This is a genomic window from Brachyspira pilosicoli, from assembly GCF_036997485.1.
In the GTDB taxonomy this organism is placed as follows: domain Bacteria; phylum Spirochaetota; class Brachyspiria; order Brachyspirales; family Brachyspiraceae; genus Brachyspira; species Brachyspira pilosicoli_C.
Genome location: NZ_JAWLPU010000002.1, coordinates 58,378 through 72,295, shown reverse-complemented (window position 1 = coordinate 72,295; position 13,918 = coordinate 58,378). Strand labels below are relative to the sequence as shown.

General features: G+C 26.8%; 11 protein-coding genes. 5 read left to right on the top strand and 6 right to left on the bottom strand.

The genetic code is table 11. The features are described from left to right. The first annotated feature begins 4 nt into the window (after positions 1–4). From R4I97_RS05655 to R4I97_RS05645, 3 genes are all read left to right on the top strand, one after another. Complete coding sequence (locus R4I97_RS05655; protein ID WP_335784117.1) at positions 5–1,666, top strand: carbon starvation protein A; 1,662 nt, start codon at positions 5–7, stop codon at positions 1,664–1,666. Positions 1,667–1,804: 138 nt separating this feature from the next. Beyond that, a complete protein-coding gene (locus tag R4I97_RS05650) occupies positions 1,805–2,224 on the top strand; it encodes a hypothetical protein (protein ID WP_335784116.1) in 420 nt (139 codons plus the stop codon). Between the two features lie 52 nt (positions 2,225–2,276). Beyond that, a complete protein-coding gene (locus R4I97_RS05645; protein WP_335784115.1) occupies positions 2,277–5,033 on the top strand; it encodes a tetratricopeptide repeat protein in 2,757 nt (918 codons plus the stop codon). A 170-nt stretch (positions 5,034–5,203) separates the two neighbouring features. On the opposite strand, the gene R4I97_RS05640 is transcribed toward R4I97_RS05645, so the two are convergent. The 4 genes from R4I97_RS05640 to R4I97_RS05625 form a co-directional block, all read right to left on the bottom strand. Then, positions 5,204–6,232, bottom strand: coding sequence for a glycosyltransferase family 9 protein (locus tag R4I97_RS05640; RefSeq protein WP_335784114.1), 1,029 nt, complete (start codon positions 6,230–6,232; stop codon positions 5,204–5,206). Positions 6,233–6,250: 18 nt separating this feature from the next. Then, positions 6,251–6,874: an SIS domain-containing protein gene (locus R4I97_RS05635; RefSeq protein WP_335784113.1), complete on the bottom strand. Its 624-nt coding sequence runs from the start codon at positions 6,872–6,874 to the stop codon at positions 6,251–6,253. Between the two features lie 35 nt (positions 6,875–6,909). Then, entirely contained in the window at positions 6,910–7,839 is a 930-nt protein-coding gene (locus R4I97_RS05630) for an alpha/beta fold hydrolase (RefSeq protein ID WP_335784112.1), read from the bottom strand. 86 nt (positions 7,840–7,925) lie between these two features. Next, entirely contained in the window at positions 7,926–8,549 is a 624-nt protein-coding gene (locus tag R4I97_RS05625) for a flavodoxin family protein (protein ID WP_335784111.1), read from the bottom strand. Positions 8,550–8,735: 186 nt separating this feature from the next. Between R4I97_RS05625 and R4I97_RS05620 the strand changes: the two genes are divergently transcribed. Then, a complete protein-coding gene (locus tag R4I97_RS05620) occupies positions 8,736–10,244 on the top strand; it encodes a DUF4836 domain-containing protein (RefSeq protein WP_335784110.1) in 1,509 nt (502 codons plus the stop codon). Between the two features lie 8 nt (positions 10,245–10,252). After that, on the top strand, positions 10,253–10,975 hold the full coding sequence (locus R4I97_RS05615; RefSeq protein ID WP_335784109.1) for a TlyA family RNA methyltransferase: 723 nt from the start codon (positions 10,253–10,255) through the stop codon (positions 10,973–10,975). Between the two features lies 1 nt (position 10,976). Here the strand turns inward: R4I97_RS05615 and R4I97_RS05610 are convergent, their stop codons facing one another. Both R4I97_RS05610 and R4I97_RS05605 read right to left on the bottom strand, forming a co-directional pair. Continuing rightward, complete coding sequence (locus R4I97_RS05610; RefSeq protein ID WP_335784108.1) at positions 10,977–12,176, bottom strand: Crp/Fnr family transcriptional regulator; 1,200 nt, start codon at positions 12,174–12,176, stop codon at positions 10,977–10,979. Positions 12,177–12,620: 444 nt separating this feature from the next. After that, on the bottom strand, positions 12,621–13,898 hold the full coding sequence (locus R4I97_RS05605) for an oligosaccharide flippase family protein (RefSeq protein WP_335784107.1): 1,278 nt from the start codon (positions 13,896–13,898) through the stop codon (positions 12,621–12,623). Positions 13,899–13,918 lie beyond the last annotated feature (20 nt).

Sequence of the window (13,918 nt, the reverse complement as noted above, 5' to 3'; positions counted from 1 at the left end):
TTTTATGAATGCTTTTCTATTATTAATCATTGGGATGATAGCCTTTTTTGTAGCTTATATAACATATGGTTCATATTTAGCTAAAAAATGGGGTGTTGATCCTTCAAGACAAACGCCTGCTCATACTTTAAAAGACGGCAGAGACTATGTACCTACTGATGCTAAAGTATTATTAGGTCACCATTTCTCTTCTATAGCTGGTGCTGGTCCTATTACAGGTCCTATTATTGCTACTATGTTTGGTTGGCTTCCTGTTTATTTATGGATTATTTTCGGCTGTATATTCTTTGGAGGTGTGCATGACTATGGTTCTCTAATTGCTTCTTTGAGACATGAAGGTAAATCTATTGGAGAAGTTATTAGACATAATGTTGGTCAAAAGGGTAAAATAATGTTTACTCTTTATGCATTCATTACTATTTGTTTGGTAGTGGCTGCATTCTTAGACATCACTGCAAGTACATTTGCTGTAAATGTTGACACTTACAGAGAATCTGCTGCTGCTGGTACTGCAAGTATGTTATTTATTGCTTTGGCTTTATTATTTGGTTTCTTAGTATATAGAAGAGGAGTTAATGTTGCTCTTTCTACAATAATAGGTGTTGTATTATTAGCTGCTATTATATTTATCTCTGATAGATTCCCATTCCTTGCTTTAGAAAAAACTCCTTGGCAAGTTATATTAACTATATACATTATATTAGCTTCTTTAATGCCCGTTTGGATATTATTGCAGCCTAGGGACTATTTATCTTCTTTCTTGCTTTACGCTATGATTATAGGCGGTGTATTAGGTTTAATTATAATGCGTCCTGCTGTAACTGCACCTGTATTTACAAGCTTTACTCCTAGTGAAGGCAACTATTTATTCCCTATTTTGTTTATCACAGTAGCTTGTGGTGCTATATCTGGTTTCCATTCACTTGTAAGTTCTGGTACTAGCTCTAAACAGCTTAACAGTGAAAAAGATGCTAAATTAGTTGGTTATGGTGCTATGCTTATTGAAGGTATTGTTGCTATAGTTGCTTTAATGAGTGTTGCTGCTATAGAAAGTACTGGTACTCCTGCTGCTAGATTTGCTTTGGGTGTTGCTACTTTCATGACTTCTTTCGGTGTACCTCTTGGTATAGGTCAAACTTTTGTTACTTTGGCTTTTGCTTCTTTTGCTTTAACTTCTTTAGACAGTGCTACTCGTATTGGAAGATATTTGATACAAGAATTAGGTGAATATACTGCTGCTGATGGTAAAGTACATAAAACTATACTTACTAATCCTTATATTGCTACTGCTATTACAGTTATTATATCTTTAGGATTTACTCTTTATGGTTATACTAGAATATGGCCTATATTCGGTAGTGCTAACCAATTATTAGCTGGTTTATCATTACTTGCTGTTGCTGCTTGGATTAAAAATCGTCAGGGCAGAACTTCTTGGGAAAACGTTATACCTTTAATATTCATGTTTGCTGTTACTCTTTCTGCTTTAGCTTTAGTTGTTTACACTAACTTCAAAAAAGCTACATTCGATGGTTATGTATTAGCTGTTATTGCTATTGTAATGATTATATTAGCTGTTATAGAATTATTCATCACCGGTCAATGGGCTAAAAAATTACCTAAAGATGGTGTTGTTAATCCTAATGACCCTATTAAAAACAAATAATAAAAAATCATTTAGTTAATATTAATGCCCGCTTTCTTTAATAGAGGCGGGTTTTTTATTGCATTAAATTTTACTCTAATCTAAATTTTACTCTTGTCGATAATTAAAAAAAATATTTTAATTAAAGAGTACTGTTTTATGTCTAATAAAAAATTTATGATAAAAGAAGAAAAGGCAGTTTTTGCTGATATTCGTTCTGCTATATCTATTAGTTTATTCGATAGTGAGTTAAATAATTTTGATGGAAGCATTGATATGGATGTGAGGAGAGCTGTTATATATAATAAAATTGTGTTTGAAAATTTGAGTAAAAGATTATTTTCATATTATGCAAGCAGAGAAGATAATAGAAACAAAAAAAAGGAGCTTTCTTTAATAAGAGCTCTAAAAAAAGAAAATACTATATCTAAAGAAAAATTATACTATTTAGAAAATCCAGATGAAAACAGTTTTAATTTTTTAGATGATGTTCTTGATAAAAATAAAAATGTTAGAGGATACAGTGAATATATAATTTATTCATTATTTAACCATTATTTTGACTATATTAAAAACTAATAGTTTTAAATATTATTGTCCTTAAAAAAGTAGTAAAAAGGATTATGTTATTATGAAAAAAATAGCTATAGCTTTTTTAGTATTGATTTTTACTTGTGTAAATATATTCTCTCAGAATGCTGCTCCAAATGATGAAAGAAATATAGATAGAGAGTTCTATAATGCAGAAAAACTTTTCTTTCAAAAAAAATATAATTTTGCAAGAGAAGCTTTTTTACTTTATCTTAAAAGAAGACCTCTATCAACAAATGATATGCTTTATTATTATATAGGAGCTTGCTATTTCCAAGATAAGCAATACGAAAACGCTATAAATTATTATAAATTAGCTTTTGATATTAATGATTCTTATTCTTTTTGTAACAATATAGCCAATTCTTATTATCAATTAAAAAATTATGATGAAGCTTTAATTTGGTACAATAGAGCAATAGAGAGGCTTTATTCTCCATATAATGCAAAGTTAAATTATGAAATATTAACTAATTACACAGTATCACAAAATGTTGTAACAAACACTATTTTTATTCTTGATAATAACAACACAGATAATATTACTAATTTATCATTGTCAAACGATGTTATGTCAAATGATTTTTTATTAAACACAAATAATATTACAACTAATGCAATAGCATCTAATAATACAAACACTTTTACTAACACAACAGAAACAATATCTAATGCTATAAATAATTTAAATCAATCAAATGAAAACATAAAAAATCTTATAAACAATACATTTACAAAACTTCCATTATTTACAAATGTTGTTGTAACTAATACATTCACTAATGAATATGAATACACAAACACAACTGTAATTTTTGAAGTAAATACTAATTTTATGTTGGAAGTAGTAGACCCAACAGTGTCAGCAACTACCCTACCTCCAAATTTAGAAGCTACTAATGAAAATGCTACAAATTCTAATTCGCCTATTCTTGCAACGAATTCAACTGCTGCAGGTTCCACCTATGTGATAACAGAAGAAAACCCATATATAGTAACAAATATAATGATAATGACAAATATAACAGATACTAATGGAAATGAAATTTCAATAAAAACTAATGTTGCTTCTGTTGATTTATATAATACTTGGGGATTATACTATAGCGCTTATCTTAATATGGGGCATACTTATTTAACTTTGGGCGACATCACTAATGCAGCAATATCTTATGAAATATTTTTAACTAATGTTGGAAGTGATTATTATCAAAGAGAATCTTTAGAGAGAGTTATATCTCTTATAAGAAGCAATGATACATCTATAAAATTTATTCCTTTTACAAACAATTACAGGGTAACGACAAACAATGACGGAAGCATTACTACAGAAAATGTATTTCCAAATTTTGATTATGAAAGAGAGACAATATATCCTAATGGCGTTAAAATAGTTTATGAGAATGGAAAGATAGAAAAAACAAAAATATATTCTAACAATTATGAAGTATCTGACACTATATATCCTTATGGAAAAAGAGAAATAGAGATAGTTTCAGAAAATGGAGATAAGAGAATAGAAACTTACATGATAGATAATTCAAAATCTATTAATACTAAAACATCTTCAGGCGACATATATGAATATACTTTATATCCAGATGGTTCTTTTATAAATAGAAAAACTTTTGAAAATAATAAAGCATTTGTAGTAGAAAGGTCAGACGGTTCTATTACTACAAATTATAAAGATGAAAACGGAATATTTTTTTACAGCAGAAGTTTAGACGGCACAGAAGTAAAAAGAATAGAAGATAATTCAGGAAATATTACCACAGAAACAAGAAGAGTTGATGGAGCTTTAATAGTAAAAACAGAAAATCCAGACGGAAGCTACACAGTTGTTGCTAATTATGTTGATGGAAGTATAGGCACTACTACGGTTGATACAAATGGAATGAGCAATTTAAAAATAGTTTATCCAGACGGAAGAGTTGAAGAGAGAAATTCTCAAGGAGCAGGCGCCGGCACTTTCTCTTATAATGTAAAAGCTGATGACGGAAGCATTATAACAAAAACATATAATGAAGATGGCTCTTTTACAGTTGTAACTAAAAAAGTTGATGGAACTATAATTACCGACACTGTAGGCACTGACACTATAAGCGAAATAAAAATGCCAAACGGCACTACAATAAAAAGAATAATAAGACAAGACGGCTCAAAAGAAACAACTACGCTTAATAAAGATTCAAGCAGTGTAACAGAAGTTGTAGCTGCAGATTCAAGCAGTGTAACAACAACAATAAAACCAAATGGAAGCAGTATAGTTGTTGTAAAAGATGTTTATGGTAATACAGAAACTACAACCACAGAGCCAGACGGAAGCACATCCACTACAAAAACTACAACAGACGGCAAAACTACTATTAATGAAGTAAGAGCAAATGGCGTTACAATAGATATAGAAAATGACGGTAGAAATAAAACAACAATAGCAAAAGATGCAGAAGGCTATGTGTTAGAAATGAAGCAGTATAGAAATGAGGACCCAGAGATTACATTAGTTGATGCTTTAGGTGAAACTGTTGATATAGAAACTGCCAAAAAAGTAATAAGAAATATGGATTTAAATATTAAGGCAGAAGATATAGACAATTTGAAAGTTGTTCAAGAGGAAGTTGAAAATTTTGCAATAGAAGAAAATATTGCAACAGAAGGAAATACTACTGCTGAAGAAACTACTGCACAAGAGACAGATGCTGCTCAAAACACAGGAGCAAATATAGCTGAAAATAATAATGCAGAAAATGATGATAACACGCAAACAACAGAAAATAATACTCAGCAACAGTAAAAATATTATATACTAAAAATTTTACTCTTTGTTTAATACATATCCCAAAGATATAAAGCTAAATATTTGTATTTTTTGCAACTTTGGCAAAACCCGCAAAGCGAAGGCGGGAAAAAGTTGCAAATATATCTAAAAAATATAAAAATTGATAAAACATTTTTATAGACATATTATAAATACCCTATTTTTTGAAGTATCCTATTTGCCACCAATTTTGCATCTATATCTTCTATACATACATGATTGTTTGGGCAGTTTTTTCTTTTGTAGCATCTTGCACATTCTAAACCCTCTACTCTAATAGTTTCAGAGTTTTCTGCTATAGGACCTACCCTAACCTCACTAGTTGGACCGAATATTGCTATAAGCGGTTTTTTAAAAGCACAGCCTGTATGCATTGGAAAAGAATCAACTGTAATCATTGCCGATGACTCTTTTATTAAATAAGCTAAGTCATTTAAATTAAAATAGTTAGATGTGTTTAATACATTTTCAAAACCATCAGCTATTTCAATACATTTTTCATTATAATCTTTTGTTGCTGATATGACTATTTGTATTTTACTTATTTTTCTTATCTCTTCAATTATCTCTATAGATTTTTTTACAGATAAATCTTTAGTATCCCATCTTGAAAAAGGAGAAAATACTATATAATCTTTATCTAATTTTATATTTAAGCTTTCTATCTTTTTATTAAAAGTATATTCTATATCATTAGGTAAAAAATAATCTAAATCTGTACCGTCACTTGGGCAGTCAATAAAATCTAAAAAAGAAAGAAGTCCAACTATAGCATTAATATCTTTATAATAATTACTTTTAATTCCAAACCATTTTCCTTTGGCAAACTTCTTTTTTGAATGGCACAAATAAAGAAATATAACACTCCTCTCAAGACCTTGTAAATCTATTGCTATATCATAATCTTCTTTTCTCACTTCTTTAATATGAGAAAAAAACTCTTTAATTGTAGAGAAAAATTTAGAAGGCGAAGCAAATATTTCTTTTTCGTATTTATATATATCAAGCACATATAATTTATTGATATATGGATTATTTTCAAGTATACCCAAAGCTCTTTTATCTGTTACTACATCTATAGTGCAGTCACTTTTCCATTTTTTTAATGCCCTAATAACAGGTGTTGCATGAAGCACATCGCCAAGAGAAGTTTGTTTGATTAAAAGTATTTTCATAAACCTTATAAAATATTATTATCTATCTTCTTTAAAGAAATATTCTTCCACTCTTATACAAATTTCATGATAAATCGCTTCATGATATTCCTGAGCAATATGTGTTTCTTTTGCAGGTGCCTTTATAGCAATGTCAGCCATTTCTGCAAGCTTACCTCCATGATTATTTGTAAAAGATATTATTTTTATTCCCATAGCCTTAGCAACTTTAGAAGCATGTATAATATTTTTGGCGTTGCCTGATGTACTTATAGCAATAAAAACATCCCCCTTGTCACCAAAAGCTAATAACTGCTGAGCAAATATTAAATAAGGGTCTTTATCGTTTAAATATGCAGTAGAAAGCCCCATATGAGAAGTTAAAGCAATAGCCCTAAGAGGAGCTTCCAAATTATCAGCAATATATTCTCCATCTTCCATAGATAAAAGTTCTTTTCTAATCTCTTCTTTTATAGGTCTTTTTTTTACAAAGCTTTTTAATAATTCACCCGCAATATGTTCACTGTCGCAAGCACTTCCGCCATTACCAGCTATTAAAACTTTATTTCCATTTTTATAACAATTAATTATAGACTCTATTGCCAAATCTATATTGTTTTTTATAGGTTCTAATTCTCTAAACCTCTCAATTAAATTCGCCATAATACATAACTTCCTTCTTTATTTCTTTCATTAATTCAAATATGAGCATTAAGCCATTCGAGTATTTCATTCATAACATCATGTCTCTGCACATCATTTAATATTTCATGTCTTCCGTCTTTATATAAACTTATATTAATATCATTAAGCCCTAAAGATTTATACATCTCGTATACCCATTTTACACCCTTTCCCATATTTCCAACAGGGTCTTTATCTCCAGAGATTAAAAGTATAGGGAAATCTTTACTCATATTAGAATAATTATCTTTATCTGAAATCTTATCTATCAAATTAAATAATTGTATATAAGTTTCTATACTGGCAGGTTTACTAGCAAAATACTCATCTTCTAATACTTTATTAATCTCTTCTTTATCTGAAGTAAGCCAAGCTAAATCTGATTTATCTTTAGGGAAATATTTTTTTCCATATCCTCCAACAGATAATTTATCTAATAATTTAGCTCTCTTTCTTCCTCCAAAAATAGATTTTTGAACATTTGCTATTAATTTACCTATACTTTCTATTTTATTAGGTTTCCCCTTAGTACCCATTATAATAGCACCATTTAAATCTTTATGATATTTTATTAAAAAGCCTCTTGTTAAAAAAGACCCCATACTATGCCCTAACATAAAATATGGGATATTAGGATAATCAGCTTTTACTGTAACCATAAGATGCTTCATATCTCCTAATATCAAATCAGCACCATTATTATCAGCAATATGTCCAATACCATCTTTACTAACAGTACTTCTTCCAAACCCTCTATGGTCATCGGCACATACTAAAAAACCATTCTCTGCCAATTTACTTGCTAATTCCTTATATCTTCCAGCATGCTCTCCAAGTCCATGAACTATTTGCACTATTGCTTTAGGCTGAGTATCTGGAATAAAAATATAAGTATACATTCTATGTCCATCATCAGATATTAATACTCTATTTTCCATTTTCATAAATATATCCCCAAATAACAATTATTATTATGTAAATTGTATACTATTTTTTTTCTTTATGCAAATATTAACATAATATTAAAAAACTATTTAGATATATCTACTTTGATTTTTTTTATCCAATTATTTATTTTGTCATCTAAATTGGATACATCTTTTCTTTTTATAGATATATAATTTAATACTTTGCTGTCGGGGCATGTTTCTTTTATATAAGAAATGCTTTTATATACCCTTGAGCCGCCATTTAATATAAACGGTGCTATATTCTTACCTTTTAAATCATTTTTTGATAAAAAGCTTTTCATAGGCAAAGCCATATCACCTATCCATATTGGATATCCAATAATAATATTATCATACTTAGATAAATCAACACTGCCGTTTAATTCTGGAAGCTTATCATTATCTATATCATCTTTTACTTGAAGCACCATATCATCATATTCATTTGGATATGGTATTTTTGTAGTAATTTTATATGTATCAGCACCTGTAATCTTTTTAATCTTATTAGCAACTATTTCTGTATTTCCATTCCAAGAATAGTATACTATAATTGTTTTACTACCATTAAATTCTGTATTTACAACAGAGGCATTGTGCTCATTTAATAAAGCAGATTTAGTTACTTTTCTATCATTAATATTTGAATTACATGATACTATAAATAATAGCAATAAGGCAAAAACTTTAGTTATTCTTTTCATTTTATATAATACTCCCATATATATAACTAATTAACTATGCACTTCGAAATATTTTTTCATTATAAATTTGGAATATTTTTTATTTAATAGATTAAAATATTTATTTTATATATACTTGACTTTTAATTTTTAGTCTAATATAATATATTAAGTTGCTTTATAAAATTTAAGGAGAGTTTTACTAAAATGAAAAATTTAATATCTATAGTTGTTTTAATGATAACTCTATTTTCAACTTCAATAATACAAGCAGTAGAAACAAAGTATGTTCCAAATACTTCTCAAGCTGTGTTTTCTATAAAATTAAATGAATTATCGTCAAAAGCTGAAATTAGTTTACAAAAGACTCTTAATAAATTATTTATGCAAAAATTTGCTGATAATTTTGCTGCATATAGAGATGATGTGTATGTAGTAGAAGCCATGACTAATAGATTAGAACAGATATTAGATTTTTCTCAACCTTCAAAAATAGTTTCATTTAATAGTTATCAAGAAATAGCAGTAATGATTGATATATTAGATGTAACTGAATTAAATAGAATAATGATAAAAATAGCAAGCCAAGAGGATAAATTAATATCTTTTAGTGATAATAATGCTTATAGATATTTTTATCTTGATGATACAACTTTAATATCTTGGAATGATGAAGTATTTACAGTAGAAACAAAATTAGATGATGTTTATTGGTATAATGAAGAGCTTAATAAAGAAAATGATATCATAAATATTGCTAATTCTATATTTGATACTACTTCTCCACTTACAAATGAAAAGTTTATGGAATTAGAAAATCAAACTAATGATTTTTATGCTTGGGTAGATTTATCTTTACTTTCTGATGAAACTGATGAGTTTACAAAGTTTTTATTTGGAAGAAGTTATGAAGGAATATCCAAAGAAAGTTATAAAGATGCTGTATTGACTGCTAAAGTTAATTTTAATATTGGAAATGCTGATATAATTATAGATACTTACTCGCCAAATTATCCTTATGATAGTTCATTACTAAAAAAGGAATTAGCTGATAATATATATACTTTTGTTAATGGCGAAAATAATTACGGATTTTTATCATTAGCTTTCAACAGCACTGAACTTTCTAAACATTTAAAAACTATGTTTGGAGAAGAGTTTCCATTTAGTGAAGATTTTGCTGAATTAGAAGAGTATGGAATCGATGTTTATAAACTTATAGAACTTTTGGGCGGTGATATATTTGTATCTGCTTGGGACAGCAATGAAAACGAGGACCCTGATTTACTTATTTCTGCTTCTATTACTGATGAAAACACAATTAAAATTATATTAGATTCTTTAGCTGATGATGTTAATAATGACGTATACACACTTGCTGGTAATACTTGTTATGTTAAAGATTCTATACTTTATATTAGCAGCAATCCTGCTATTATAGAAAAAATAATGAATAATGAAATACCTAATGTTAAGTTAAGTGAAGATAAGGTTAATTTAGCTAAAAACAACACTTTTGTATTTTATTTGGAATTAAATTCTAATTTAGCTTTATACGGCATAGGTGATGAATATACTGAAAATTTTGAATCTGTATATTTAACTTCAAATATATTAGATGCTAACCATACTCAAGTATTAATAAAAGTAAATACAAGAGATAAAGAAAAAAATGCTTTGAGTATCATTAAAACATTTATCGGCGGATTAGAATAATATTATAAATGAGATTAGATGAATACGTACATCATAACGGATATACTAAAAGCAGGTCTAAAGCACAGGATATAATATTAGCTGGATGTGTATTTGTTAATGGTGTTAAAGTAACTTCTAAAGCTCAAAAAATAAAAGATACCGATAAAATAGAAATCATACAAAATAGAAAATATGTATCTAGAGCTGGAGACAAATTAGAGAAGGCTTTATTGGAATTTAATCTTTCTGTAGAAAATAAAATATGTTTAGACATAGGTGCTTCTACAGGAGGATTTACCGATTGTCTGCTCTATTATGGTGCTAAAAAAGTTTATGCTTTAGATGTTGGACATAATCAGCTTGTATACAAACTTAGAAACGATAAAAGAGTAATTTCAATAGAAGATTTTAATGCCAAAGATATAAAGAGAGAAATGTTTGAAGGAGAAACACCTTCTATTGTGGTTAGTGATGTTTCTTTTATATCTGTTTCAAAAATTGCTCCTATTATATTGAAAGAATTATATGATTTAGAATACTGGATAAGTCTTATTAAACCGCAATTTGAAGCAGAAAAGGGTGAAGTTTCAAAGGGCGGAATTATTAAAGATGATATACTGAGAGAAAAAATAGTTAATAATGCAATTAATAGAATTACAGAAATAGGATTTAAAGAAATAAATAGAACCATCTCCCCAATAAAAGGCTCTAAAGGAAATATAGAGTATTTATCATATTTTATTATTTAATTTATTTCTTTATTTTATTTGATGTTCTTTGTTTATATATTTCATACTCTTCATAAAACTCTTCTGTATCTCTTACCATAATATGACCATCATCCGTTATGGAAACAGATTTTATTTTTTTCAATTCAGCTTCTTTATTAGCATCCGCTGTGATACCAACCATAGAACAAAGATCATTAAAATTGTATGGGAATATTATTTGCCTTGAGTTTTTGAATATTAATTCATATTTAATTAAAGCTTCTAATATAATCACAAACTTACTTACATTATTATTAGCATTAAAAGATTTTATTCTTGATATTGTAATATATACACGCATACTCATAACTTTTATAAGATAGAGTCTTATACTATTATCTTTTAATATTAATTCCATAAACTCTTCTTTTTTAGCAAGCTGTATAACAGAATCTTGAAGAACTATTGCTGTAGTAAAGAGAGGCCTAATATCACTTTTAGGGGCATATCCATTAAGTATTTCATTATTTACACACACCCTTCTTGTAACTTGTCTTGAATTAAATATATTATATACTCCAACTTTTCCGTATCTAATAATATAAATATAATCATTATACTGAAACTCTGTATATAAACAATATCCCTTTTTAAATTTATAAACATTATTATCTATATATTCAGGCTCTTCTATTTGTCCTAATTTATCTATTTTATTTCTTACAACTCCAATATCTTCAGCATTAGGATTTAATTCCAAATATTTAGCATATATCTTTGATGCTGCATCAGTATAACCATTCTCTTCATAAATACTAGCCATACTAATCATATCTATTCTATTTTTATCAGTGTAATAATTATAAGTTGTACTAACTTTATTCAAAAAATAATAATATCTATTAATCCATCTCTCCAAATTAAGAAGCAAATACTCATATATTTTATTTATTATATTAGGATTATCTATCTTTTCTATCTCATAAACACTCATTTCTAAAACTTCAACATCTTCTATTGCTTTAACTGTTGATGTGAAAGGTTCATTTATAACGGCATTAAAAAGTCCTATTATTTCACCTTCTTTATATTCTATAGTATAATCATCTGCAAAATAATTATATGCTAAAACTTTACCTTTGATAATTATATAAAATTTATATTTAGGGTCTTGCCCATCTATAAATATTGTTGATGATTTTGGAAATTTAATTGTTTTATTAGTATTAGTATTATTCATAATATAAACCCATTATTAAAACTTGATAGTTTAATTTTAATAAAAATAATAACTATGTCAATAGTATTTATGTATTTTTCTTAAAAATTAATATTTTTTATATTACTTAATTTCTACTAATCATATTTATAAAAAATATAATTAGTATATTATAACTAAAATATTTTTATAAAGATGTTTATATGAATAAAATTGCATTAATGGCAGTATTGTATACTTGATGCACTATATCCAAAAAAAAAGCTCAAAATGAAGCAGAATTCTTATCGTATATAACACATCTGGTGATATTGAAGAAGTTTCAAATTTACAGATGATAAGAAAATTAATATAAATGCCAAAATATAAGATAGTGCAACACCATTAATATTTTCTATTATTTTTAAGCAAGATGAAATATCAAAGATTCTTATAGAAAAAGGTGCTAAATAATAATTTTCTCTTCTACTTTTTTGTATTAGTTTTTAATATTATTCTATGTATTAATATAATTAAAATATTGTATATGAGTAATGCTATAAAAAATATTTTCATTATAAGCATAAAATTTTCAAAAGTTCTAAGACCGTTTCTTAATGAGAAATAGACATAAGCAAATATGGCTAAATATCCATAAAAAGGTGCAAATAGTTTATATGCAAGACCATAATTAAATGCAATAACAGTAAAGCCCAAAGAAAAACCAAATATTGCAGCTTGTGGTATTAATGGAATAATAACCTCATACCTATTTGTAAACTGTATCAATACAACTTGTTTAGCAAATACAATTAAAAATATTGACAGACAAAATGAAGCAAACACAAAAAGTGCTATAGAATAATAAAGTATTTTCTTTTCTTTATTTTTATTATTTTCTTTTTTAGATATCAATATATAAGAAAACATTACTGAAGCTATAGGAGTGCCTATATAGAAAAACATTTTTATTATTAATGATATTGTAGAATAGTAACCTGCACTTGTTTTATCCAAATATCTATTAGCCATTAATACATCGCTTAATGATATCCAATTAAATATAAAATTTATCACAACAATATTTATTATATAACTTAAAAAAACATATAAGTTTTGTTTAGAGAAGTATGTATTTATTTTTTTTATGGAAATAAAATAAGGAAGATTAAGTTTTTTTAACTCCATTAAATTAATAATTAAATATAAAATACAAAACAAAGATACAGATATAATAGCTTTCTCTAATGTAAGTCCTGTTATAATAAAATATGCCAAAAGTAAAATTTTAGCTAAAAATGTTGCTATTAAACTTGCAATATAATCATAAGCTATATAATTATTAATTTTCAATATTGATTGCGATACTATAGTTAAAATAGTAGCAAATATTCCAATAGATATTATAAAAAGAGAAGCATAGCTTTTTATATTGAATAGTATATCTATTAATGGTATAGATAATATATATAATAAAGTTATTACAACTGCAATAATATATCCATAAGCCCAATAGACTTTAGCATCTTCATCATCTTTATAATTATGCATTATATAATAACTAAAACTTAATACTGTTAAAACTATTATAGAATATATATTAATAATACCGTTATAATAAGCAAAATCTGATATTGATAAACTTCTATTTACATAAATTGAAGAAACATAATTTAATACACTTGCAATCCCATTTATAAATACTAATAATGCATAATTAATATAATATGAATATTTTTTATATAATGTTTTTATATTATACATATTATATTAATTACAGCCTT

Excerpts from the sequence above, each read along its gene's own strand:
- R4I97_RS05615 (WP_335784109.1), top strand. The coding sequence starts at position 10,253 with ATGAGATTAGATGAATACGTACATCATAACGGATATACTAAAAGCAGG.
- R4I97_RS05640 (WP_335784114.1), bottom strand. The coding sequence starts at position 6,232 with ATGAAAATACTTTTAATCAAACAAACTTCTCTTGGCGATGTGCTTCAT.
- R4I97_RS05605 (WP_335784107.1), bottom strand. The coding sequence starts at position 13,898 with ATGTATAATATAAAAACATTATATAAAAAATATTCATATTATATTAAT.
- R4I97_RS05650 (WP_335784116.1), top strand. The coding sequence starts at position 1,805 with ATGTCTAATAAAAAATTTATGATAAAAGAAGAAAAGGCAGTTTTTGCT.
- R4I97_RS05610 (WP_335784108.1), bottom strand. The coding sequence starts at position 12,176 with ATGAATAATACTAATACTAATAAAACAATTAAATTTCCAAAATCATCA.
- R4I97_RS05645 (WP_335784115.1), top strand. The coding sequence starts at position 2,277 with ATGAAAAAAATAGCTATAGCTTTTTTAGTATTGATTTTTACTTGTGTA.
- R4I97_RS05620 (WP_335784110.1), top strand. The coding sequence starts at position 8,736 with ATGAAAAATTTAATATCTATAGTTGTTTTAATGATAACTCTATTTTCA.
- R4I97_RS05635 (WP_335784113.1), bottom strand. The coding sequence starts at position 6,874 with ATGGCGAATTTAATTGAGAGGTTTAGAGAATTAGAACCTATAAAAAAC.
- R4I97_RS05625 (WP_335784111.1), bottom strand. The coding sequence starts at position 8,549 with ATGAAAAGAATAACTAAAGTTTTTGCCTTATTGCTATTATTTATAGTA.
- R4I97_RS05630 (WP_335784112.1), bottom strand. The coding sequence starts at position 7,839 with ATGAAAATGGAAAATAGAGTATTAATATCTGATGATGGACATAGAATG.
- R4I97_RS05655 (WP_335784117.1), top strand. The coding sequence starts at position 5 with ATGAATGCTTTTCTATTATTAATCATTGGGATGATAGCCTTTTTTGTA.